The organism is Myxococcus sp. CA005 (genome assembly GCF_006518205.1).
Taxonomy (GTDB): Bacteria; Myxococcota; Myxococcia; order Myxococcales; family Myxococcaceae; genus Myxococcus; species Myxococcus xanthus.
The window spans coordinates 64,760-91,235 of sequence record NZ_SRLV01000024.1 but is presented as its reverse complement, the minus strand read 5'-3'; the positions used below and the strand labels follow the sequence as shown (position 1 = coordinate 91,235).

The following is a 26,476-nucleotide window of genomic DNA, read 5'->3' as shown; positions in this document are numbered from 1 at the left end:
GGCGTGGACCCGTCACGCCACCGCGCGCATCCGCCGGAACGTCCACACGCCACCGGAGACACAGGCCCGGGTGAGCGAGCTCGCCATCCACGCCGAGGCGCCGCTCGACACCGAGGCGCTGTACCGGATGCTGGCGACGCGCGGGCTCGAGTATGGCCCCAGCCTGCGCGGCATCCGCACGCTGCGCCGCAACGAGAAGGAGCTGCTGGCCGAGATTGTCCTTCCCGAAGCGGAAGTGGCGCGCATCACCGCGGATTCGCAGATGCTGCTCGACCCCGTGTGGTTGGACCCGTGCCTCCAGGCCATGGTGTCCTGGCTTCCCGAGGACGACGCGCGGCTCTACCTGCCCATGGGCTGCCGGAGCATCCAGCTCTCCACCCCTCCCGTGGCCCACGCGCCGCTGTGGTGCCATGCCCGGATTCGCGCGCGCACGGCCCACAAGCTCGAGTGCGACATCACGCTGCTGGACGGCGATGGACGGGTGTGCGCGAAGCTGACGGGCGTCGAGTGCGCCGCGCTCGCGGACCGTGAGGAGTCCGTGCCCAGGCCGGCGTTCTACGACTGGACGTACACGCACGCCTTCGAGGCCACCGCCGAGGAGCTGCCCGCGAAGAGCCAGGGCACCTGGCTCGTCTTCGCCGACCAGGGCGGAATCGGCGCCGAACTCACGCGTGAACTCCAGCGGACCGGCATCCAGGACCTGGTCCTGGTGACGCGGGGCGAGACATTCGTCCGCGAGTCGAACCACCGCTTCCAGATTCGTCCCGGAAACGCGGAGGACGTCCGTTCCCTCGTGGAGGCCGTGGGCCGTGTCCGCATCCAGCACGTTGCCTACCTCGCCGGCCTGGACGCGCGTCCGGGAGTCGAGTCGAACGACGTGCAGGCGCTGCTCGACGTGGTGCTGGCCCTGGCGCCGGGCGATGGCGCGTCGCTGCGCATCGTCACCCGCGACGCACAGCGCGCGGCCCCGGGTGACGGTCTGGGTGCGCTGTCCGCCACGCCGCTGATTGGCTTCGCGCGCGTCGTCCCCGCGGAGTTCCCGCACCTGCGGACCCGCTCCATCGACCTGCCGAAGAGCGCCTCGGCGTCGCAGCCGGAGCTGATCGAGCGGCTTGCTCGTGAGCTGCTGGCGGAGACGCAGGAGGAGGAGGTCGCGCTGCGCGACACCCGCCGCTTCGTCCGCCGCCTCAGCGCGAAGCCCCTTCCGGAGTGGGAGGCCCAGACGAAGGGCACGCCCGCGCCGGCTGGCGTGGAGCAGGTGTTCGAAATCGCCCTCGACGGCGCCGAGCGCCGACCGCGTCGCGCCACGCGCCAGCAGCCCGCGCGCGGAGAGGTCGAAATCAAGGTCACCCACGTGACGCTGACGCGCGCCGCGGCCGTGCAAGGCCGGCGTGCGTCCGACACGCACTGGCCGCTGGAGGTGGGCGGTGTGGTCGTCGCGGTAGGCGAGGCCACCCCGGGCTTCACGTCCGGCCAGGTGGTGCAGGCGCTGGTCGCGCAAGAAGCGCCCGTGGTGGGCACGCACGTGGTGCTGCGCCTGGACCGGGACTTCGTCAGCGCCGGCACGTCCCAGGGACGGCTGCTGCCCTTCCTAAGCGCGGAGTACGCGCTTCATGTGCATGGCCACATCCAGGCCTCCGAACGGCTCCTCGTCATCGGGGACGCCGGTGGCGTGGGGACCGCCGTGATCGAACTCGGCCGTGCCGCGGGAGCCCGGACGGGCATCATCCTGGACGGCGACACGCGGCAGGTGCCAGAGGGCGTTCGCGTCTTCGACCGGCGCTCGCCATCCCTCCCGGAAGACATCCTGGAGTGGACGGACGGCGCGGGCGTGGACCTGTTGGTGAACGCGTCCTGCGACGCGGAGCCCACCATCACCAGTGTGCTCGGGGCCTTCGGCCGCTTCGTCGATGCGGGCCCGCTCGCTCCGGCGGAGGGCCTGTTCTCCACCGCCTGGCCCCGTGGCGCGGCCTGCGCACGCGTGGACGTCGCGGCCATGCTGCGCCAGCGTCCCCAGGAGGTCGCCGCGCGGCTCCAGTCCGTCCTCGGTCGGTTCCAGACACTGCCGGCGCTGCCGTCCGAGTCCTGGCCCGTCACCCGCGCCGAGGAGGCACCGGCGTGGCTGGCGGAGCATTCGCGGGACCAGGGCCTGGCCCGGCTCACGCTGACGTTCGCCGATGGTGAGCCGCTCGCGCTCGCGCCGGCGGCGGACGAGCCGCTCTTCGATGCGAACGCCACGTACCTCGTCACCGGCGGCTTCGGCGGGTTCGGCCTTGCGCTCGCCCGGTGGATGGTCGCGGAGGGTGCACGGAACCTCGTGCTCACCGGCCGCAAGGGCGCCTCCACGCCGGAAGCCAAGCAGTTGGTCCAGGACCTGGAGGCGGCCGGCGCTCGCGTCACCGCGGCCGCCGCGGACGTCAGCAGCATGGACGACATGCGGGCGCTGTTCGCGCGCATCGACGCCACGCACCCGCCGCTCAAGGGCGTGCTGCACACGGCGGCCGTGCTGGACGACGCGCCGATGCCCGACCTGAACCTCGAGCGCATCCAGCGCGTCATGTCTCCCAAGGCGGGCGGCGCGTGGATTCTCCACGAGCTGACGCAGGACCGGCCGCTGGACCTCTTCGTCCTGTTCTCGTCCGTCGCCGCGCTGATTGGCAACCCGCGTCAGGGCAACTACGTCGCGGCGAACAGCTTCCTCGACGCGCTCGCGGAGCACCGGGCCGCGCGAGGGCTGGCGGCCATCAGCATCCACTGGGGCGTGCTGGGTGAGTTCGGCATGGCCCAGGACGAAGCGGTGCGAACCTACCTCGAATCGCTCGGCCTCAACCCGATGGCGCCCGCCACCGTGTTGACCGCGCTCAAGCGGGTGCTGCGCCTGCGCACGCCGCAGTTGGGCCTCTTCGACGTGCAGTGGTCCAAGCTGGGCCGCGCCGCCCCACACCTGGGCAAGTCCGCCAGGACGTCACACCTGCTGGGCAGTGCCCAGGGTGGCGCACAGAGCGAAGCGGAGCAGCTGCGCGGACATCTGTCGGGGCTGGCCCCCGAGGCCCGGCAGCCAGAGCTGGAGAAGTTCCTCGTCGAACGGCTCGCCACCATTCTCCAGATTCCCATGGAGCGGGTGGAACCGCAGAAGCCCCTGTCCCTGCTGGGCGTGGACTCGCTGCTGTCGATGCAGGTCCAGCGGACCATCCGCGAGGCGCTCGGCATCGAGATTCCCGCGCTGGAGTTGCTGCGCGCCGGGAGCCTGGTGGAGGTCGCCACCAACCTGTCATCGAAGTTCGACGGGCCCGCCGCCGCCGTCGCGGCGCCCGCGCCGGAACCGGTGACGGAGGAAGCCGAAATCGAGCAGCAGGTGAACAGCATGTCGGAGGGTGAGCTGGACACGATCCTCCAGGCCATGCTCGCCGCGCAGACGGCGCAGGAGAGGGAGACGGCATGAGCACCCCGGCTGACAACATGAAGGGCCTCTCACTCGAGGCGAAGCGCAAGCTGCTCGCGGAGCTCATGGCGAAGTCCGGAAAGGCGGCCCCCCGCCTCTCCCCGCTCGCGTCCGGCCAGAAGGCGCTGTGGCTCCTGCACCAGCAGGCCCCGGAGAGCGCGGCCTACAACACGCCCTTCGCACTGCGCATCCGCTCGCAAATGGATGTGGCGTCGCTCAAGCGCGCGTTCGGAATGCTGGCCGAGCGCCACGCGTCCCTGCGCACCACGTTCTCGTCCACCGCGGAAGGGCAGCTCGTCCAGACGTGCCACCCGACCCTCGAGCCGAGCTTCACCCACGTGGACGCGCAGGGCTGGAGCGCCGAGCAGCTCCAGTCCGAGGTGGCCCGCGCCTACCGTCAGCCGTTCTCCCTGGAGCGGGGCCCGCTGCTCCGGGGGAACCTCTTCTCCCTGGGGTCCGAGGACCACGTCCTCCTGATGACCGTCCACCACATCGTCTACGACGGGTGGTCCGCGGGCATCCTCCAGCAGGAGTTCAATCAGCTCTATCAGGCCATCGCGCGAGGCGAGCAGCCGTCCCTGCCGCCCGTCACGGGCAGCTACGCCGCCTTCGTCGCGCAGCAGGCGGAGACGATGTCGGGTGCCGCGGGGCGGGCCCACTGGGACTACTGGCAGAAGAAGCTCGATGGTGAGCTTCCTATCCTGGCGCTGCCCGCCGACCGCAGCCGGTCGGCGGTCTCCGCGAACCGGAGTGGCGCGAGCCCGTTCCGCCTCTCCGCGGAGCTGACGGCCCGCATCAAGGCGCTCGCACAGAGCGCCGAGTCCACGCCCTTCGTCGTGCTCGTGTCCGCCTATGCCGCCCTGCTGGGGCGTCTGGCGCGGCAGGAGGACATCCTGATTGGCTCGCCCACGGCGGGCCGGCCCGGCTCCGCCTTCCATGACGTGGTGGGCTACTTCGCCAACGCGGTGGCGCTGCGCGCGGACCTCTCCGGTGCGCCGTCCACCCGGACCTTGCTGGGCCGGATGCGCACCGTCGTCCACGAGGCGCTCGCGCACCAGGACTTCCCGTTCGCATCGCTCGTGGAGCGACTGAACATCGAGCGCCGTCCTGGCGTGTCTCCCCTCTTCCAGGCGTCCATCTCGCTCCACGCCTCGCGCGAGGGCGGCGGCGCCATGGCGCTGTGGGCCTCGCCCGACGAGGACGCCCGCGTCCATTGGGGCAACCTGCAGCTCGAGCCCTTCCCCATCAGCGACCAGGAGTCGCAGTTCGACCTCACGTTGGAGATGTGGGAGACGCGGGGCGCCTTCTCCGGCGTGCTCCGCTTCAATCGCGCCCTCTTCAACGACGACACCGTCGCCCTGTGGCGCGGCTACTTCGAGAAGCTCGTCGAGGAGATGGTCCGCGCGCCGGATGAGCCGGTGGCCCGGCTGTCCCTGGCGGTCAAGGCCCCGTCCCCCGTGCACGAGGCGCGCGTTGAAAGCGCCCCGGCCGTCACCACCGCCCAGACCCTCACCGGCTGGTTCGAGGCCCAGGCCGAGCGCAGCCCGAATGCCACCGCGCTGACGTTTGGCGAGACGCACCTCAGCTACGCCGAGCTCAACGCCCGGGCGAATGTCCTGGCGCATGCGCTGCGCGACCACGGCGTGGGCCCCGAGTCACTGGTGGGCATCTGCGTCGACCGCAGCGCGGAGCTGGTCGTCTCCATCCTCGGCGTGCTCAAGGCCGGCGGCGCCTATGTGCCGCTGGACCCCGCCAGCCCGAAGGACCGGCTCGCGTTGATTCTGGAGGACGCGGAGGTCGCCGCGCTGGTGACTGAGTCCAGCCGCACCGGCGAGCTTCCCACCCAGCGTGTGCCCACCGTCTTCGTGGACGCGCTCGACTGGAAGGGCGGCCGGCGCGCGCCGAATCCCGAGCCGGCCATCACGCCGGACAACGCCGCCTACGTCATCTACACTTCTGGTTCGACGGGGCGCCCCAAGGGCGTCGTCGTCACCCACGCCAACGCCACCCGGCTGTTCACGACGTCGGAGCCGCTCTACGGCTTCGGGCCGGATGACGTCTGGACGCTGTTCCACTCCGCGGCGTTCGACTTCTCCGTCTGGGAGCTCTGGGGGCCGCTGCTGTACGGCGGGCGCCTGGTCGTCGTGCCCCACTGGATGACGCGCGCGCCCGAGGCCTTCGGTGAGCTGATTGCACGTGAGGGCGTGACGGTCCTCAACCAGACGCCGTCCGCATTCCGAGCGCTGACGCGCGCGCCGTCCATCGCGGATGGCAAGGGCGGCCGCGGCCTCAAGTGGATCATCTTCGGTGGTGAGGCGCTGGACGCGGCGACCGTGCGCCCCTGGTTCGAGCGGTATGGGGACGCCGGGACGCAGCTCATCAACATGTACGGCATCACCGAGACCACGGTGCACGTCACGTACTACCGGGTGACCGAGGCCGACCTCACCTCCGCCGCGAGCCCCATCGGGCGCCCGCTCCCAGACCTCGAGCTGCACCTGCTCGACGAGCACGGCCAGCCCGTACCGGCCGGCGTTCCGGGGGAGATGTACGTCGGCGGCGCTGGTGTTGCACGCGGCTACCTGAAGCGCCCAGAGCTCACCGCGCAGCGCTTCATCGAGGACCCGTCTTCGCCGGGCAAGCGGCTCTACCGCTCGGGCGACCTCGCCATCCGCCTTCCGGAGGGCGGCTTCACGTACCTGGGGCGCATCGACGACCAGGTGAAGATTCGCGGGTTCCGCATCGAGCTGGGTGAAATCCAGTCGGTGCTCGCCACGCACCCGGCGGTCGCGGATGCCTACGTCACCACGCATGAGCGGAGCGCGGATGACCGCCGCATCGCCGCCTACGTCGTGCCCAGGGACAACGCCGCGGAGACGCTCCTGTCCTCGGATGCGGACGGCGGCGTCGGCGACACGCACGTGGGCGAGTGGAAGGCGCTCTACGACGACCTCTATGCACGCTCCGCCAGCGAGCCGCAGTTGGACCCCAGCTTCAACATCGCGGGCTGGGACAGCAGCTACACCGGCGCACCGCTCAGCGCGGAGGCGATGAAGGAGTGGGTCGACCACACGGTCCACCAGATTCTCGTGCGGAAGCCCCGCCGCGTGCTCGAAATCGGCTGTGGCACCGGTCTGCTCCTCACGCGGATTGCGCCGTCCACGGAGGCCTACTGGGCCACGGACGTCTCGGGTGTCGTCGTCAACATGCTCCGGGGCAACACGGCGAAGTCGGCCGGACTCGAGCATGCGAAGCTCTTCCACTGCGCGGCGGACCAGTTGGACGGCATCGACTTCGGCGACATGCGCTTCGACGCGGTGATGCTGAACTCGGTGGTCCAGTACTTCCCGAGCGCGGAGTACCTCGCGCAGGCCCTGGAGAAGGCTTCACAGCGGCTGGACACGGGCGGCGTCATCTTCGTGGGTGACGTACGGAACTTCCGCCTGCTGGAGGCCTTCCACGCGTCCATCATCCTGGCGCAGGCGTCCGGCACGCTCGACCCACAGGTGCTCAAGACCCGCGTGGCGCAGCGCATGGCGGCGGAAGAGGAGCTGGTGCTCGCCCCGGACTTCTTCTGGGCCCTCAAGCAGCGCATCCCTCGCCTCACCCACGTGGAGATTCGCCCGAAGCGGGGCGCGTGCCTGAACGAGCTGACGCGTTTCCGCTACGACGTGCTCATCCACCTGGACACCCCTCCCAGCCCCGCCTCCGACGTGGCCTGGGGCCCGGGCAACGTGAGCCTGCCCGAGCTCCGCGCCCGGCTGACCCAGGACGGCACCCGGCGTGTCGGCCTGCGTGGCATCCGGAACGCGCGAGTCGAGGCATCCTTGGACGCCCTGGCGAGCGTGACGGATGGAGCATCCTCGCGGCCCGGTTCCTTCGAGAAGCTCCGTCGGCGTGTGCTGGACCGCGATGCCACGACGCCCGCGAGCGATCCGGAGCCTGGCATCGACCCCGAGTCTCTCCACCAGCTCGCGGAGGCCCTGTCCCTCAACGTCGCCCTCGACTGGTCGCGCGGCGGCGTGGATGGTTCCTTCGACGCGGTCTTCACCCCGGCTGCGAAGTCGGCGCACGGGCCCGTGGCCCTCTTCGGCAGTGCACCGGAAATCGTCGTGGGGGCACGCCGCGCCAATGACCCGCTCCGGAGCCGGGTGGATCGCCGCCTGGAGAGCGAGCTGCGCAAGCGGACGCAGGCGAGCCTTCCCGAGTACATGGTGCCCGCGAGCATCATGGTCGTCGACCGGATTCCCCTGACCGAGAACGGCAAGGTCGACCGGCGCGCCCTGCCCGTTCCATCCGTCTCACAGGGCCTGGAGACGGCCTACGTCGAGCCGCGCAACGGCGAGGAGGAGATCCTGGCCAGCATCTTCGCCGAACTGCTCGGCGCGGAGCGCGTGGGTGTGCACGACAGCTTCTTCGACCTGGGCGGCCACTCGTTGCTGGCCACGCAGGTCGTGTCCAGGATTCGCGCCGTACTGGGCGTGGAGATTCCGCTGCGCACGTTCTTCGCGAGCCCCACCGTCGCGGGGCTCGTGACGGCCGTCCAACAGCAGCGCCAGCGCCCCGGAGTGGCCGCGGTCGACTTCACCGGGCCCATGGAGCGCCCGGAGCGCATTCCGCTGTCTTCCTCCCAGGAGCGGCTGTGGATCGTGGACCGCATCGAGGAGACGCGGGCCCCCATCTACGTCATCCCGCTGGTGCTCCGGCTCCGAGGCCCCCTCCATCACGAGGCCCTGCGACTGAGCCTGGACGCCATCGTCCAGCGGCACGAAGTGCTCCGCACGTGCTTCCCGGCGGATGGCGCGCAGCCCTTCCAGGTCATCTCCACGAACGTCACGGCCGAGCTTCCGCCCACTGAGGAGCTGGTCCACCCGGCCGGCGCTTCGGAGGCGGAGCTGCTCGAGCTCATCCAGGTCCAGGCGGGCTTGGAGGTCTCCCGGCCGTTCGACCTCGAGCGGGGCCCGCTGCTGCGGATGCGCCTCTTCCGCATCTCGGAGTCGGACCATGTGCTGGTCCTCACCATGCACCACGTCGTCTCCGACGGCTGGTCCGTGGGCATCCTCGCGCGTGAGCTCGCGGCCGGTTACAACGCGCTGCGCTCGCAGCGTGAGCTGGCCTTGCCGCCGCTCCAGGTCCAGTACGCGGACTTCGCGCTGTGGCAGCGGCAGCTCTTGCGGGACGGTGCGCTCGCGGAGTCCATCGAAGCGCACAAGCAACGCCTGACGGGGGCGCCCACGTCCCTCAACCTCCCCAGCGACCGGCCCCGGCCGGAGACGCCGACGTACCGGGGTGGCGTGGTCCGCTTCGACGTGGACCGTTCCCTCACGGCGCGCCTGAAGGAGCTGAGCCGCCGGGAAGGCGCCACGCTGTATATGACGCTGCTGGCGGCCTTCACCGCCTACCTGTCACGGCTGAGTGGCCAGAAGGACCTCATCATCGGCTCGCCGGTGGCGAACCGGAATCGCGCGGCGGCGGAGCCGCTGATTGGCTTCTTCGTCAATACGCTCGCGCTCCGGATGGACCTGTCCGGCGACCCTAGCTTCCTGGAATTGCTGTCGCGCGTCCGGCGCACGGCGCTGGACGCCTACGCGGACCAGGACGTGCCGTTCGAGAAGCTGGTGGAGGTGGTCGCGCCCGAGCGGAGCCTCAGCCGCCAGCCCCTGGTCCAGGTGATGTTCGCGCTCCAGAACGCACCGTTCTCACCGCCCGCGCTGGACGGGCTCGACGTGCAACTGCTCGACCTGGACAGCGTCACCGCCAAGTTCGACCTGACGCTGTCCATGCAGGAATCCGCGGATGGCCTCTCCGGCCTGCTCGAGTTCAGCGCGGACCTGTTCGACCGCGAGCGCATCGAGCGGATGGCCGAGCACCTCGTCGTCATGCTCCGCGAAGCGGTGCAGGCTCCAGAGCGCCGGGTGCCCGCGTTCGCGCTACTGGGTGCGAACGAAGCCAGCCTGGTGGCGAAGTGGGAGCAAGGCCCCAGTGCCCCGCTCGCGCCCGGCTCGGTGATGGAGCTGTTCCAGGCGCAGGTCGCGCGCGCACCGGAGGCCATTGCCCTGGAGCATGGCGACGTCCGCCTGAGCTACGGCGAGCTCGACCTGCGGGCGACGCGCCTTGCCCGGCACCTGGTTTCGTTGGGCTTCGGACGGGAGAAGCGGGCCGCCATCTGCCTGCCGAAGTCGGTGGACTTCATCACCTGCATCCTGGGCGTGTGGAAGGCCGGCGGCGCGTATGTCCCGCTCGACCCGGAGTACCCCCAGGCGCGCCTGGGCCACATGCTGGACGACTCGGGCGCGGAGGTGCTGCTCACGGAGCGCGCCCTGGGCGAGCGGCCGGGCTTCCAGGGCCAGACGCTGTGGATGGATGAGCCCCTGCCGGAGCACGCCGAGCCGTCCACCCTCCCGTTCCCCGACGCGGACTCCGCCGCCTACGTCATCTACACCTCGGGTTCCACCGGGAAGCCGAAGGGCGCGGTGCTGGAACACCGGGGCGTGGCGAACCTCGCCGTGGCCTCGGCCCCGCTCTTCGGTCTCGGACCGGACAGTCGGCTCCTCCAGGCGGCGTCGCTGTCCTTCGACGTATCCGTCTGGGACATCGTGATGGCGTTCGCCAGCGGCGCCCGGCTGGTGCTGCCCACCGATGAGACCGCGCGCGTGGGCGAGGCCCTGGCCACGGTGCTCACGGAGAAGCACATCACCCAGGTGGTGCTGTCACCCTCCGCGCTCGCGACGCTGCCGGAGGGTGCCTATCCCGATCTCCGCGTGCTCATCACGGCCGGAGAAGCGCTCCCCGCGGAGCTCGTGAAGAAGTGGGTGACGGACACCCGTCGCTTCGTCAACGCGTATGGTCCGACGGAGACGACGGTCATCGCGACGGTCGCCGAGCTCAAGAAGGGCGACACGGGCGTTCCGTCTATCGGCCGGCCCCTGCCAGGGCTCGTGGCGCGCATCCTCGACGCCGACCAGCGGCAGGTCCCCATCGGGGTTCCCGGCGAGCTGTACGTGGGCGGTGTGGCGCTCGCGCGCGGGTACCACGGACTCGACGAGCTCACCCGGACGCGCTTCATCCCGGACCCGTACTCCGACGCTCCGAACGCCCGGCTCTACCGAACCGGCGATCTCACGCGCTGGAGTGCCGACGGCAGCATCGACTTCCTGGGCCGCATCGACGACCAGGTGAAGCTGCGCGGCTACCGCATCGAACTGGGTGAGGTGGAAACCGTCGTCGACAGCCACCCCGAGGTCCAGCGGTCGGTCATCACGGTCCACCAGGGGCAGCTCGCGGCCTATGCCGTGGGCCGTCCGGGCACGTCGCTGACGATTCAGTCCCTGCGCGACCATGCCATGGGCCTGCTTCCGAACTACATGGTGCCGGCGCACTTCGTCGTGCTGGAAACCTTCCCGCTGACGCCCAGCGGCAAGGTGGACCGCAAGAAGCTTCCGGACCCCGTGCAGGCCCAGGCGCCCGCCGCCTTCGCCGATGCGCGGACGCGGGAGGAGCAGATCCTGTCCAGCATCTGGGCCACCGTCTTGAAGAAGGAGTCCGTGGGCATCCACGACAACTTCTTCGCGCTCGGCGGCGACTCCATCCTCGGGCTGCAGATCATCTCCCGCGCCACCCAGCAGGGCCTGCGGCTGCGTCCGCGCCAACTGTTCGAGCACCAGACCATCGCCGACCTGGCGCGCGTGGCCTCCAGCACCCAGGTCATCAACGCCGAGCAGGGGCTCGTGACGGGCAGCGCGCCCCTCACGCCCATCCAGCATTGGTTCTTCGACCAGAACCGCGCCGGGCCGCAGCACTTCAACATGGCGGTGATGCTCGACGTGGAGCCAGGAATCGACCTGGCCGCGCTTCGCGGCGCGCTCGAAGCGGTGGAGCGCCACCACGACGCGCTCCGCTTCCGCTACCGCAAGGACGGTGACGGCTGGACCCAGTTCCACGCGGAAGAGGCGGCGCTGACTGGCATTCCCCTGGACACGCTGGACGTGGACGGGAGCGAGCACGTGGAAGAGGCGCTCGCCGACCTCCACGAGTCCCTGGACCTGGAGCAGGGCCCGCTCATGCGCGCCGCCCTGCTGCGGCTGGGTGGGGACTCCGCGCGGCTCGCGCTGGTGGCCCACCACCTGGTGGTGGACGCCGTGTCGTGGGGAATCATCATCGAGGACCTGCTGACGGCGTACAGCCAACTGTCGAATGGCCAGGAGGTCGGCCTCCCGCCGAAGACGACGTCCTTCCAGCACTGGGCGAAGCGGCTCGAAGCGTATGCGGCGACGCCCAACGCCCGGGCCGAGCTCGACGCCTGGCTCGCCACCGCGCAGCGGGATGACTCGCAGGACCTGCCGCTGAACGACCCCCACGCCCCGGACACGGTGAGCGACGCGGGCACGCTCGTCACGTGGCTGGAGGCGGAGGAAACCCAGCTCCTGCTGAACGAGGTCCCGACGGCGTACGACGTCAAGGTCAACGAGGCCCTGATTGCCGCGCTCGCCCGGACGCTCACGGGTTGGTCCGGCAACAGCACTGTCCGAATCGACCTGGAAGGCCATGGACGCGAGTTCCTGTTCGAGGACGTGGACCTGAGCCGCACGGTGGGTTGGTTCACCGCGCTCTTCCCGCTCCGCCTGCACGTGGGTGCCCGGGAAGGCGTGCGTGAGACGCTGGCCCGCGCGAAGGACGCGCTGCGCCGGACGCCTCGGGGCGGCATCGGCTACGGCGTGCTCCGTGCGCTGTCGCCGGATGCGTCGATTCGTTCGAGGCTCGGCGCGATTCCGAACGCGGGCATCGTCTTCAACTACCTGGGACAGATGGGCGCCGTGCCGACGCAGGGTGTGGTGCGAGGCCGCGCCAAGGAGGGACTGGGCCTGCTGCACGCGCCTGGCGCCACCCGGCCCCACCGCATCGAGCTCAACGCCGTGGTCGAAGCGGGTCAGCGTCTCCGCCTCGACTGGACCTTCGGCGCCAAGGTCTTCCACAAGGAGACCATCGAGCGGCTGAACGCGGAGTTCCACGCCAACGTGCGAGCGATGATTCGCGAGCGCGCGGAGCCCGCCGCGGCGGTCCGGGTGGCGTCTGACTTCCCGGCGGCGCGTCTGAGTGCCAAGGATTTGAAGCGCGTGCTCACGCTGACCAAGAAGCCGCGATGAGCCAGGTGGAAGGTGAGGGGCAGGACAGCGCCATGACGTCAGAAGAGTCGATCGAGGACATCTACGAGCTCGCCCCCATGCAGCACGGCATGCTCTTCCACGCGCTGATGGAGCCCGGCGCGGGCATGTACGTGGAGCAACTGAGCTGCGAGGTCCGGGGGGACCTGCCCATCAACCGTTGGAAGGAGGCCTGGCAGCACGTCCTCGCCCGGCACCCCATCCTGCGCTCCGGCTTCCTCTGGGAAGGCCTGGAGAAGCCGCTCCAGGTCGTCGCGGTGGAGGCCGAAGTCCCCTGGCGCATCGAGGACATCCGACATGTGCCGGAGGACGCGCAGCAGCGGTGGATTGACGACTTCCTGCGCGAGGACCGGCTCCAGGGCTTCGACCTGGGCACGCCGCCCCTGATTCGTTGCGCGCTGATCCGGCTCGATGATGCGCGCCACCTGTTCGTGTGGACCTACCACCACCTGCTGCTGGACGGGTGGTGCTTCTCCATCGTCCTCCGCGAGGTGCTCGGTGCCTTCGAGGAGGGCGTCGCAGCGCTGCCGCCAGCCGCACGCCCCTACCGCGACTACATCGCCTGGCTCCAGGAGCAGGACCCCTCCCGCGCGGAGTCCTTCTGGCGCGAGCGGCTCCAGGGCTTCAAGCAACCCACGCCACTGCCCTTCACCGAGCGACAGGACACCAGCGAACCGGCCGGCGATACGCAGCCGGAAGTCACAAAGCGGCTGTCGCCAGAGCTGACCGCGCGGCTCACGGGCTTCGCGAAGGCGCACCGGCTGACGCTCAACACGCTGGTCCAGGGTGCGTGGGCGCTGGTCCTGGCGAGAGCGACAGGCACGGACGACGTCATCTTCGGTGTGACGGTCTCCGGCCGTCCCGCCGACCTTGCCGGTTCCGAGTCCATTGTCGGGCTCTTCATCAACACCCTGCCCCTGAGAGCGCGGCTGGACGGCACGGCGCCGGTCGCCACGTTCCTGTCGGGGCTTCAGACTGAGCAAGGCGCGGTCGAGCCGTACAGCTACGCCTCGCTGGCGGACATCCAGCACTGGTCGGACGCGCCGAAGGACCGGCCGCTCTTCGAGAGCATCCTGGTGTTCGAGAACTATCCGCTCGACGCCTCGACGCTCCTGCCTCGCAGTGGCCTCACCATCAGCTCGGTCAACACGCACGACCGCATCAGCTACCCACTGGCGCTGGTCGCTATCCCGGGCGAGTCGCTGGAGTTGCGCGTCATGTATGCGGCGGACGCGTTCTCCCGCCCGATGGCGGAGCGCATCGCGCGGTTGCTGGAAGCCGCGCTCGAGTCGCTGCCGGGCGCGAAGACGGTCGGCGATATCGACCTGATGGACGAGGCCGCCCGGCGCGTGCTGGCGGAGTGGGGCCAGCATCCCCGTGCCTACGATGTCACCCGCCCTGTGACAGCCCTGCTGGACGGGGCCGCACCCGACGCGACCGCCGTGGTGGGCCCCGACGGCCAATCCATCAGCTACCGCGAACTCGACCGCCGCGCCGAGCGCGTGGCGCGGCACCTCCGACAGTTGGGCGCCGGTCGGGAGCGCATCGTCGGCGTGTGCATTGGCAGGTCCGTGGAGATGGTGGTGGCGCTCCTGGGCGTGCTCAAGGCGGGAGCGGCCTACCTGCCCCTGGACCCCAACTATCCCGCTGAGCGGCTGGCCTACATCGTGGGCGATGCGGCGCCGGTCGCCATCCTCAACACGGGTGCGGACCCCATCGCGGACACGCGCGTTCCCCGGCTCGACGTCTCCCGAGTCCTGAACGAGACGGCCACGCCCGACGTCCCCGCGAAGGAGCCGGTGCAGCTGGATGACCTGGCCTACGTCATCTACACCTCGGGTTCGACCGGCGCGCCCAAGGGCGTCCTGGTCACACACCGGAACCTGATGAACCTGGTGTCCTGGCACACGGAGGCTTTCGGCCTCACGGCGAAGGACCGGACGACCCAGCTCGCCAGCACCGCGTTCGACGCCTCCGTCTGGGAAATCTGGCCGACGCTCGCTGCGGGCGCCACGCTGCACCTGGTCCCACCCGAGCTGTCCAGTGCGCCCTCCGACCTGGCGAATTGGCTGGTGGCGCAGCAGATCTCCATCAGCTTCCTGCCGACGGTGGTCGCAGAGGCCGTGCTGGCCTTGCAGTGGCCTTCGCCGTGCGCGCTGCGCTTCGTGCTCACGGGCGGCGACCGGCTCCACGCCACACCGCCCGCGGGACTTCCGTTCCAGCTCGTCAACAACTATGGCCCCACCGAGACGACGGTGGTGGCGACATCCGGAACCGTTGCGCCGGATGGCAAACAAGGGCTGCCCTCCATCGGCCGGCCGGTCGCCAATGCCCGCATCTACATCCTCGACCGCCAGCGGCGTCCCGTCCTTCCGGGTGTCATCGGAGAGCTGTACATCGGCGGCGTGGGCGTCACCCGGGGCTACCTGAACCGGCCGGACCTGAACGTGGAGCGCTTCGTTCCCGACCCGTTCGCGGGCGTGCCTGAAGCGCGCATGTACGCGAGCGGTGACTTCGCCCGGTTCCTCCCAGATGGAACCATCGCGTTCCACGGCCGCGCGGACCGTCAGGTCCAGATTCGCGGCGTGCGGGTGGAGCTTGGCGAAATCGAGGCCGCGCTGGCGGCCCACCCCGACGTCACCGCTGCTGCCGTGGTGAGCGAGGCGCAGCGGCAGAACGGCGACGTTCGGCTGATTGCGTTTGCTGTCAGCGACGTGGTGCCTCAGCCCGACGCGGCCGTGCTCACGCAGTTTCTGGCGACGAAGCTCCCCACGGCCATCCTTCCCAGCCGGGTCATCGTCATCGACCGGCTTCCGCTGACGCCCAACGGGAAGGTCGACACCGCGGCGCTCGAAGCACGTGCCCTGGAGGCCCAGCCCCAGGTGGCTTCGGCCGCGCCCCGGACGCCCCATGAGGAGATTCTCGCCGGCATCTGGAGCGCGGTGCTCGGCCAGGAGCGCGTGGGCATCCACGATGACTTCTTCGACCTCGGTGGGCATTCACTGAAGGCGACGCAGGTCATCGCGCGCACCCGCGAGGCCTTCGGCGTCGACATTCCCGTCCGAGCCATCTTCGAGCGCCGGACCATCGCGCAGCTCGCGGAGACGCTCTCCGGACAGGGCACGGCGGTCGAGCCCATCCCGCACGTGGAGCTGACGGGAGACACGCCCGTCGCTCCGGGCCAGGAGAGCCTGTGGTTCATCGACGCGCTCGGAGGAGACAGCGCGGCGTACAACGTCCCGTTGGTGCTCAGGCTCCAGGGGACGCTCGATGGCAGCGCGCTCGCAAGGACGCTCCAGCTCCTGGTTGAACGCCATGAGGCGCTCCGGAGCACCTTCCACGACCGTGGAGGCACGCCCGTCCTGCGAGTCCAGGCACCTGCCGCCTCCGTGCTCGTGAGCGAGGACGTCTCCCCTGCCCTCCTCGACGCACGCATCGCCGAGGAGGTCGCCGCGCCGTTCTCGCTGACGGACGGCCCGCTCTTCCGCGCGCGGCACTTCCGGCTCGCACCCGACAACCACGTCCTGGTCCTCAACCAGCACCACATCATCGCGGACGCCTGGTCCGTCGGGGTCCTGCTGCGCGAGTTCTGCATCGTGTACGCCTCGCTGGTGAGCGGCACGGAGCCGGCCCTGCCCGCGTTGCCCATTCGCTACGCGGACTGGGCCGCATGGCAGCGGCAGCGGCTGGAATCAGGACGCCTGGACGAGAGCGTTGCCTTCTGGCGTGAAGCCTTGAAGGACGCCCCGCCTGTCCTTCCGCTCCCCACCGACCATCCGCGACCGGAACGGCAGCGGTTCCATGGGAAGACTCATGGCTTCGTGCTGGACGCGCCGCTGGGCCAGCGGCTCGAAGCGCTCTCCCGGAGCTCGGGCGCCTCGCTGTTCATGACCCTGCTTGGCGCCTTCGCCGCGTACCTCGGGCGCATCAGTGGCCAGGAGGACGTGGTGATTGGCTCGCCTGTCGCCAATCGCGACCGGCACGAAACGGAGGGAGTGGTCGGGTACTTCCTCAACACGCTCGCGCTCCGCGTCGACCTGTCTGGAGACCCGACGTTCTCCGAGCTGTTGCTGCGCGTCCGCAAGACGGCGCTCGATGCCTACGCGCATCAGGACGTGCCCTTCGAGAAGCTGGTGGCCGCACTCGAGCTACCGCGTGGACTTGCGCACAACCCGCTGTTCCAGGTGATGTTCGTCCTCCAGGGGCAGAGCGGTGGCGAGCTCCAGCTCCCCGATGTTCGCGCCGAGATTCAAGCGCCGGCGAGCTCGACGTCGAAGTTCGACCTCACCTTCTTCGTAGAGCCGCGTGAGGGCGCGCTCGCCTGCAGCATCGAGTACGACACGGACCTCTTCGACGCGGACCGGATTGACCGGATGGCCGCGCACCTCGGCCGGCTGCTCCAGGCCATCGCCGAGGAGCCCGAGCTCCACACCTCAGAGCTCCCGCTCTTGTCCAACGAGGAGCGGCGTCTGTACGCCGACCTCAACCGCACCGAGCGCAGGTACACCGGCCGCACCCTCCCCGAGCTGTTCGAGCGTCAGGCCCAGAGGACGCCTGACGTGGTCGCGCTGGAGCACCAGGGCGAGACGCGGACCTACCGCCAGCTCCATGAGGCCGCGGAAGCCCTGGCCGACCGGCTGGGCGCATTGGGCGTGGGCCCAGGGGTCCGGGTTTCCATCTGTCTGGACCGCTCCATCCATGCGCAGGTCGCCCTCCTCGCGGTCCTCAAGGCCGGGGGCGCATATGTGCCGCTCGATCCGACGTACCCGCCTGAGCGCCTTCGCTACATGCTGGAGGACGCCAGGCCGCGCGTCCTGCTCACGGAGAAGAAGTACAGCGAGCTGCTCCCGTCTCAGGGCCTGACGCAGGTCCTGCTGGATGACACGGAGGCACCTGCCACGAAGACACCGCGGCCCCGGGTGGAGCCGCATCATCTGGCCTACGTTCTCTACACGTCGGGCTCGACGGGCAAGCCCAAGGGCGTGGCCATGCCGCACCGGGCACTGGTCAACCTCATCGAGTGGCAGACCGAACACGCCAGCCCCCTGCGCACGCTCCAGTTCGCGCCGCTCAACTTCGATGTGTCGTTCCAGGAGACCTTCTCCACCTGGTGCTCGGGTGGCACGTTGGTCCTCATCGATGAAGGCACCCGACGCGACCCAGACGCGTTGGCCGACTTCCTCGATGTGGCGCGCGTCCAACGCCTCTTCCTGCCGGCCGTGGCGCTCCACCATCTGGCACAGGCCGCGCTGCGCACCGAGCATCGCGTTCCAGGGCTCACGGAAGTCATCACCGCGGGAGACCAACTCCGCATCACCGACCCCATCCGCCGCTGGTTCCAGGAAGGTGGCAAGCGCCTTCACAACCACTACGGCCCCACCGAATCGCATGTGGTGACGGCGCTCGAGTTGGAGGGCGACCCGCGGCATTGGCCTGGGCTGCCGTCCATCGGGCGGCCCATCGCCAACGCGGCGGTCCACCTGCTCGACGCGAACCAGCGCCCCGTTCCGGTGGGAGTGCCCGGAGAGCTCTATCTGGCGGGCACGTGCCTCGCCGACGGCTACCTGTCACGGCCGGACCTCACCGCCGAGCGCTTCGTCGAGCTGCCCCTGTCTCCCCCCGTGCGGGCGTACCGGACCGGGGACCTTGGCCGGTTGACGGTGGACGGGAGCATCGAGTTCCTCGGCCGCGCGGACGACCAGGTCAAGATTCGCGGCTTCCGTGTGGAGCCCGGCGAGATTGAGCGCGCCCTGTGTGCGCACCCCGATGTCCGCGATGCGGCGGTCATCGTCGACGGTGATGCCACGCGCGAGAAGCGGCTGGTGGCCTACGTCGTCCCGGAGACGGTGCGGTTGGCCGAGCTGCCCGACTTCCTCGCTAGGGACCTGCCCGAGTACATGGTTCCCGCGCTGTTCGTGCCGATGCCCGAGCTGCCCCGGACGCCCAGTGGCAAGGTCGCGCGCCGTGCGCTCCCCGCCCCCGTCGCGCCCGTGCAGGCCGAGAGCCCATCCGAGCCGCCTCGCACGCCTACGGAGGCGACCGTGGCACGGGCCTTTGAACAGGTCCTGGGACGCGGCGTTGTCGGGCGGGAGCAGGACTTCTTCCAACTGGGCGGGCACTCGCTGCTCGCGATGCAGGTCGTCTCGCGGATTCGCGGCGACGTGGACGCTGCGTTCCGCGTCTCCGACCTCTTCGAGAATCCGACCATCGCCTCCTTGAGCCGGGTGCTCGATGCGCGCCGGGGAAGCCAGACGCTGACGCTTGCCCGGATTGAACCGGCGCCCGAGGGCGCCGCCATTCCGCTGTCATTCTCCCAGGAGCGGCTCTGGTTCCTGGATCAGCTCTACCCCGGCACCACGGCCTACAACCTGCCCATGGCGCTGCGGCTGACGGGCACATTGGACGTCAGCGCCTTCCAGGAAAGCCTGTCCGACATCGTCCGGCGGCACCCCGTGCTCGGGATGCGCTTCGTCGAGCGAGATGGCCGCGTGTGGCAAGAGCCGCGGGCGAACCAGGACGTTCCGTTCGAGCAGGTCACCCTGGGAGAGACGTCCCCCGAGGCGCTTCGCCTGCTCATCGCGGAGGAGGCCGCGCGACCGTTCGACCTGACAAACGGCCCGCTGTTCCGCGCGAAGCTGTTCTGCCTCGACGAGGCGGCACACGTCGTCGTCGCGACGATGCATCACACCGTCGGTGACGGGTGGTCCATCAGCGTGCTCGTACGCGAGCTCTCCCAGCTCTATGCCGGACGTGTCTCCGGCCAGCCGGTGACGCTGCCCGAGCTCCCCGTCGACTACCGGGACTTCGCGTACCAGCAGCGGCGGCACCTCCAGGGCGAGGTGCTGGAGCAGCGGCTCGACCACTGGCGGAAGACGCTTCATGGCGCGCCGTCGGCCCTGGACCTGCCCATGGACCGGCCTCGTCCTCCCCGGACGAGCATGCGCGGTGCCACCGAGCGCATCGCCCTGGGCAAGGCGCTGAGCGAGGCCATCGAAGCCCTGAGCCTGCGCACGGGTGGAACCAGCTTCATGGTCCTCATGGGCGGATTCGCGGCCTACCTGGCGCGCATCACCGGGCAGGATGACATCGTCATCGGTACGCCCGTGGCCAACCGCGACCGCGCGGAGCTCGAGTCCCTGATTGGCTTCTTCGTCGGGACCCTGCCACTGCGCATCGACCTGTCCGCCAATCCGACCTTCGAGGAACTCGTCGCGCGCGTCCGTGCCTCCGCGCTGGACGCCTACGCTTACCAGGACGTTCCCCTGGAGAAGATTGTCGAGGCGCTCGGGGTCGAGCGGAACCTGAGCCACGCCCCGCTGTTCCAGGTGATGTTGATGCTGCAGAACACCCCGGAGGGCCACCTGAGCCTTCCGGGGCTGGCGCTGGAGCCCATCGACCTGGAGATCGAGAGCGCGAAGTTCGACCTCACCTTGAGCTTCGAGCCCACGCGTGAAGGGCTGGCCGGCGTCATCGAGTACAGCACGGACCTCTTCGACGCGGACCGCATCGAGCGGATGGTCGCCCACCTCCAGGTGCTCTTCGCCGACGCGGTGGCGCATCCAGAGAAGCGGCTGTCAGAGCTCGCGCTCCTCCCCGAGCAGGAGCGCGGCGTCGTCGCCGCGTTCACCCAGGGGCGCCTGGTGGCGCCCACCCGCCACGTCCCAGCCCACCGGTTCGTGGAGGAACACGCGGAGCGAACGCCGGATGCCATCGCGCTCGAACTGGGGCAAGAGCGGCTCACGTATGGCGAGCTGAACCGCCGGGCCAACCGCGCCGCGCACCAGCTCATCGCGATGGGCGCCGGCCCGGAGATGCTGGTGGCCCTGGCCGTGCCTCGGTCGTTCGAGATGCTCATCGGCCTGCTCGCCATCTGGAAGGCGGGGGCGGCCTACGTCCCGCTCGACCTCTCGTACCCGAAGGATCGGCTCGACGGAATCCTGGAGGACTCGGGCGCCGCGCTCATGGTGAGCACCCATGCGGCGGAGCAGAAGTGGCGCGCGCCGCAGGTGCGGACGCTCTGGCTGGACGAGCCCGCGGATGCCGCGCCCACCGGCAATCCCGACAGTGGCGTTCGCATGGAGAACGCCGCCTACGTCATCTACACCTCGGGCTCCACGGGCAGACCCAAGGGCGTGATTCTGGAACACCGGGGGCTCGCGAACGTCATCGAGATGCAGCGGCACGAACTGGGCGCCGACGCAGGCTGCGTCATGCTCCAGTTCTCCTCCATCTCCTTCGACGTCTCGGTCTGGGAAATCGTCATGGCCCTGACCAACGGGGGCCGGCTCGTGGTGGCCCCCGCGGACACGCTGCTCGCGGGCGACGAACTGGCCAAGGTGCTGCTGGCTCACGGCGTCACGCACATGGTGCTGCCTCCGACGTCGTATGCAGCGCTCCCCACCGACCGCGAGTACCCCGCGCTTCGCATGCTGACGTCCGCGGGAGAGGCCCTTCCGCCAGAGGTCGTCCACACGTGGGCGCGGCCCGGCGTCCTGTTCGTCAACGCCTATGGCCCCACCGAGGTGTCCATCATCAGCACGCTCGGCCACTGCCGGCAGGACGACCCGGGAGCTCCGCCCATCGGGCGCCCCGCCCTCAACCTGGAGGGGTACGCCCTGGACCGCCACGGCGCACTGCTGCCCATTGGCGTCCCGGGCGAGCTGCACATCGGAGGCGTCGGTGTCGCCCGCGGTTACCTGAACCGCGAGGAGCTCACGCGCGAAAAGTTCATCCCGCATCCGTTCAAGCCCGACGCACGGCTGTACCGGAGCGGAGACCTGGTCCGCTGGCGCAAGGATGGCAACCTCGAGTACCTCGGGCGCATCGACCATCAGGTCAAGCTCCGTGGCTATCGCATCGAACTGGGTGAAATCGAAGCGGTGCTCGCCTCCTACCCCGGTGTGGCGAAGGCCGTGGCCAACGTTCATTCCGCGGGCGCCCAGGGGGGCGTGAAGGCCCTGATTGCCTACGTCGTCTCGACCCAGCCCGTGGATGTGCACGCGCTCCGCGAGTACGCCCGGAAGAAGCTCCCGGAGTTCATGGTGCCCGCGCAGTTCATCCACCTGGAGGAGCTGCCGTTGTCATCCAGCGGCAAGGTGGACAAGCGACGTCTACCGCCGCCGCGCTTCGAGGCGTCCGCGAGCGAGACGCGCTTCGTGCCCCCGCGTACACCCACCGAGCAGACGCTGGCCTCGCTGTGGGAGTCGCTCCTGGAGCGCCGCCCGATTGGCGCGGAGGACAACTTCTTCGACTTGGGCGGGCACTCGCTTCTGGCCGCGCAGGTCATGAGCCGCGTGCGGAGGACATTCGGCGTCGACGTGCCCCTCTCCGCCATCTTCGAGCAGCCGACGCTGACGGCACTGGCGGCGGTGATTGCCGCCAAGGAGGCCGCACCGCAGCTTCCTCCGCTGGTCCGACTGACGAGCCCCGGGGACCGGCCCCTTTCGTTCGCGCAGGAGCGGCTGCGATTCCTCGCCGAGCTCGAAGGCCAGAGCGCGGCCTACAACATCCCCTTCGCGTTCACGTTGCGCGGCTCGCTGGACGAGGCCGCGTTGCGACGGAGCCTCCAGCGCGTGCTGGAGCGCCATGAGGTCCTCCGGACGAACTTCCCGCTCGTCGACGGTCTGCCGGTGGCCCGGGTGGCCGACGCGGTGCTCACGCTGACCACAGAGGACCTCCGCCACGCTGGCGCGGTAAGCCTCGACCAGCGGCTGGCCGAGGAGTCCGCCCGGCCCTTCGCGCTGGACGTGGGCCCCGTGGTGCGCGTGCACCTGTTCAAGCGCGCGGACGACGAACACGTGCTCCTCGTGGCCATGCACCACATCGTGTCCGACGGCTGGTCCTTCGGCGTGATGATGCGTGAGTTCTCCGCGTTCTACGCCGCGGAGGTCCGGGGTGAGCCCCTGGCGCTTCCGGACCTTCCCATCCAGTACACGGACTACGCGGCGTGGCAGCGGAGCTGGCTCGACGGCCAGGCCCGGGAACATCAACTCGGCCATTGGCGCAAGGCGCTCGCGGGTGCGCCCGCCGTGCTGGACCTGCCTACTGACAGGCCCCGGCCCGCGGTCCGGAGTCACCGGGGTGCCACCGAGCCGCTGGCGTTGGCGCCCGACGTGGCCCAGGCCCTCACCTCGCTCTGCCGTGAGCAAGGAGTGACGGCCTACATGGCATTGCTCGCCGCCTTTGGCGCTTACCTGGGCCGGGTGAGTGGGCAGGACGACGTGGTCATCGGCTCACCGTTCGCGGGCCGCCGCATCGCGGAGACGGAGCCGCTCATCGGGTTCTTCGTGAACTCGCTGCCCCTGCGCATCGACCTGGGCGGAGAGCCCACGTTCCTCGAGCTCCTCCAGCGTGTCCGCCGCCAGGTGCTCGACGCCCATGAGCACCAGGACGTCCCGTTCGAGAAGCTGGTCGAGGTGCTCAAGCCGGAGCGCGTGCTCGGAACCAGTCCGCTCTTCCAGGTGATGCTCGCGTACCAGCAGACGCACACCGCGAAGATGGCGCTGCCGGGCCTGGAGGTCACCCCGGTGGCCATCCCCAGCGGCGCCGCCAAGTTCGACCTCACCCTGACGCTGTCCGAGACGGCCCAGGGGTTCGAAGGCGTGCTGGAATACGACCGCGACCTCTTCGACGCATGGCGCATCCAGGCAATGGTGCGCCAGCTGACGGGCTTCATCACGCGGCTGGCCGCCGAGCCGCGGTCGAAGGTCGTGGATGTCGACCTGCTGGGCGCCGAGGAGCGTGCCCGGCTCACGCCTCGCGCACCGGAGGCGGCACCGTCCCTGCCCGCCGTGCACGAGGTCATCGCGGCCCAGGCGGCGAAGACGCCGACGGCCATCGCCGTCGAGGCCGAGGACGGCACCCTCACCTACGCGGCCCTGGAGGCCCGCGCGAAGGCCGTTGCCCAGGCGCTGGTCCAACGCGGCGTCACGCCAGGAACACTGGTGGCCCTCGCCGTGGAACGCTCCGTGGGGATGATGGCGGGGCTGCTCGGCATCCTCAAGGCGGGCGCGGCCTACGTCCCGCTCGACCCGGCCTACCCCCGCGAGCGGCTGACGTTCATGCTCGAGGACAGCGGCGCGCGGGTGGTCATCACGCAAGCGCACCTCACCTCGCGGTTTCCGGGGACCGACGTGGTGGTGCTCGGGGACGACACCCTGGAGTCGTTCGAGCCACGGAGCGGCGCGCTGGCGTACTGCCTGTTCACCTCCGGCTCGACGGGGCAGCCCAAGGGCGTGCTGATTGAGCACTCCGCCCTGGCCAACCACATGGCGTGGATGGACGACGCCATGCCGCTGGCTCACGAGGACCGGGTGCTCCAGCGCACGTCGCTCAGCTTCGACGCCTCCGTCTGGGAGCTGTTCGCCCCGCTGATGGTGGGTGCCCGGCTGGTGCTGGCGCCGCACGGCCTTGGCGCGGATACGGAGCACCTGGCCCGCGTGCTGCGCGAGCGCGACGTCTCCGTGCTCCAACTGGTGCCCTCGCTGCTGACGGCGCTGGTGGAGGAGCCCGGCTTCGCGAACCTCCCGGCGCTCCGGCGCGTCTGCGTGGGTGGAGAGCCCCTGCCCTCCGCGACCGTCGCCACGCTCTTCAGCCGTTCGAAGGCGGAGGTGTGGAACCTCTACGGACCGACAGAGGCGACCATCGATTCGCTGGCGCACCGGTGTCTGCCCGGACAGGTGGGCGCGCACGGCCCGACCGAGCCCATTGGCCTGCCCATCCACCGGATGGAAGCGCTCATCCTGGATGGCAGGCTTCGCCCTGTCCCGGAGGGTGTCCCCGGAGAGCTCTATCTCGCGGGGCCCGGCCTGGCGCGCGGCTACCTCAACCGCCCGGAGCTGACGCAGTCGCGCTTCATCGAACACGCCTTCCCCGGAGGCCCGACGCTGCGCATGTACAAGACGGGTGACGTGGTCCGCCGGCTGGCGGATGGCACGTTCCTGTTCGTGGGCCGCGCCGACCGGCAGGTGAAGCTGCGCGGGCATCGCATCGAGCTGGGCGAGGTCGAAGCCGCCATTGCCCGGCACCCGGCGGTGCGTGAAGCCGTCGCGCTGGTGCGCGGCACGGGTGGAGACTCCCGGCTGGTGGCCTTCGTGGTGCCCCATGCGTCCGCGCAGCGCCCCGAGCCCACCGAGCTCCGGAGCTTCGTCGAGCAGCAGCTCACGGCGAACATGGTGCCTGGGCAGTTCGTCCTCCTGGACGCGCTGCCGCTCGCGCCCAACGGAAAGGTGGATACGCGAGCGCTGAGCGCGATGGAGCTCGCCGACGCGCGCGTCACCGCCCTGGAGGGCCTGCCGCGTGATGCGCTGGAGCTGGAGATGGTCCGGCTCTTCGAGGAGGTGCTCGGCGTGCGCGCCGTGGGCATCCACGACAGCTTCTTCGACCTGGGCGGCCACTCGCTGCTGGCGCTCAAGATGAAGCTCGCGGTGGAGAAGCGCCTGGGCCGCCCGCTTCCGCTGGTGTCCCTGTTCAGGAACCCGACGCCCGCGCAGCTCACGGCGGTCCTCCGGACCGAGAACGCGGCCGTCTCTCCGCTGGTGCCGCTCACCCCCGAGGCCCACGCACTCATGGCCGCCGGCGCCGCGAACCCGAACCGGACGCCGGTGCTCTACCTGGTGCCCGGTGGAGGCTCGACGCCGTTCTACCTGTTGTCCCTCGCCAGACACCTGGAAGGCGTCGCCGTGTTCGGCCTCCAGCCCCAGGGCCTGGATGGCGACGTGCCACCCCACGAGACGGTGGAGGCCATCGCCACATGGTACGCGGACGCCATCCTGGCCATGCAGCCTGAAGGCCCCTACTCCGTCGGTGGACACTCCATGGGCGGACACATCGCCTATGAGCTGGCCCAGGAGCTCAAGGCCCGCGGCCGCGAGGTGGGCGTCGTCGCCATGCTGGATACCCTGGCGCCCTTCCCCGACGTCACCCGGCCGCAGGGCGAGGGTTGGGACACGGCGCAGTGGATGCTCCACCTCGCCGGCATCATGGAGGCGTTCTTCAACGTGAAGATCGACCTCGCCCTGCCCGAAGTGCGCGCCATGGGCGAAGCCGAGCGGCTCCAGTTCTTCGTCGCACGGCTCCAGGCCGCGGCGGTCCTCCCCGAAGGCGCGCAGCCCGTCCACGTGCAGGGCATCCTCAACGTGGCGCGGGCCCATGACGCCCTGAACTACCGGCCCCGCCGTGGACAACCGGTGCCCCTGGCGGTGTTCCGTGCGGAGGACCGCAGTGGCCCCAGCACGGCGGCGCTCGACGCGCTCGTGCAAGACGGCACGCTCGGCTGGAGCCAGTTGACGCAGCAGGCCTGCTCGGCCTACCCCGTCCCTGGCACCCACCTGTCGCTGCTCCGCGATCCGCACGCGGCGGTGCTCGCCCAGCACCTGCTCGCGCTCATTCCACGTCCGACACCCACCCCATGAACGTCCACAACGTCCTGAAGCTCCTGCACCTCATCGCCGTCGTGGTGTTCCTGGGCGACATCGTCGTGACGGCCGTGTGGCGGTTGCTCGCGGACAGGACGCGCGAGCCCCGGGTGATTGTCTATGCCCTGCGGCTGGTGCAGTTCACCGACAAGTACCTGCTGGTGCCAAGCGTCTTCGCGCTCGCCGCCACCGGCATGCTGCGCGCGCACCTCCAGGACATCCCCCTGTGGACGAACCCGGCGCTCGCCGCGGGACAGGTCTGCTTCATGCTGTGCGGCATCGTCTGGCAGCTCACGCTGCGCCCCATCCAGGCGCGTCAGTTGGCCATGGCCGAGGCTTTCGGCGACACCGGGGCCTCGTTCGACGACTACCTGCTGCTCACGCAGAAGTGGTTCCGCTGGGGCATCCTGGCCATGGCCCTCGCCTTCGGCTCCATGGCGCTGATGGTCCTCCACTGA

General features: G+C 70.1%; 4 protein-coding genes (1 of these 4 only partly in view). All 4 read left to right on the top strand.

Annotation, left to right across the window (positions count from 1 at the left end; genetic code table 11):
* Tightly spaced (each overlapping or abutting the next), the 4 genes in view from FMQ63_RS13360 to FMQ63_RS13345 form a layout consistent with a single transcriptional unit that may run on beyond the window.
* On the top strand, positions 1–3,442 hold the 3' portion of the coding sequence (locus FMQ63_RS13360) for a type I polyketide synthase (protein ID WP_020478336.1). The gene continues 3,008 nt to the left of window position 1, outside the view; only the last 3,442 of its 6,450 coding nucleotides appear in the window; its start codon lies off the left edge, out of view; it ends in the stop codon at positions 3,440–3,442.
* Positions 3,439–12,585: a non-ribosomal peptide synthetase gene (locus FMQ63_RS13355; protein WP_011554085.1), complete on the top strand. Its 9,147-nt coding sequence runs from the start codon at positions 3,439–3,441 to the stop codon at positions 12,583–12,585. The genes FMQ63_RS13360 and FMQ63_RS13355 overlap by 4 nt, the downstream gene beginning before the upstream one ends.
* Complete coding sequence (locus FMQ63_RS13350; RefSeq protein ID WP_020478335.1) at positions 12,582–26,015, top strand: non-ribosomal peptide synthetase; 13,434 nt, start codon at positions 12,582–12,584, stop codon at positions 26,013–26,015. The genes FMQ63_RS13355 and FMQ63_RS13350 overlap by 4 nt, the downstream gene beginning before the upstream one ends.
* Positions 26,012–26,476: a DUF2269 domain-containing protein gene (locus FMQ63_RS13345; RefSeq protein WP_011554087.1), complete on the top strand. Its 465-nt coding sequence runs from the start codon at positions 26,012–26,014 to the stop codon at positions 26,474–26,476. Before FMQ63_RS13350 ends, FMQ63_RS13345 begins: the two co-directional genes overlap by 4 nt.

Bases quoted from the DNA above. Each gene is read 5' to 3' on its own strand.
- FMQ63_RS13345 (WP_011554087.1), top strand. From the start codon at position 26,012: ATGAACGTCCACAACGTCCTGAAGCTCCTGCACCTCATCGCCGTCGTG.
- FMQ63_RS13350 (WP_020478335.1), top strand. From the start codon at position 12,582: ATGAGCCAGGTGGAAGGTGAGGGGCAGGACAGCGCCATGACGTCAGAA.
- FMQ63_RS13355 (WP_011554085.1), top strand. From the start codon at position 3,439: ATGAGCACCCCGGCTGACAACATGAAGGGCCTCTCACTCGAGGCGAAG.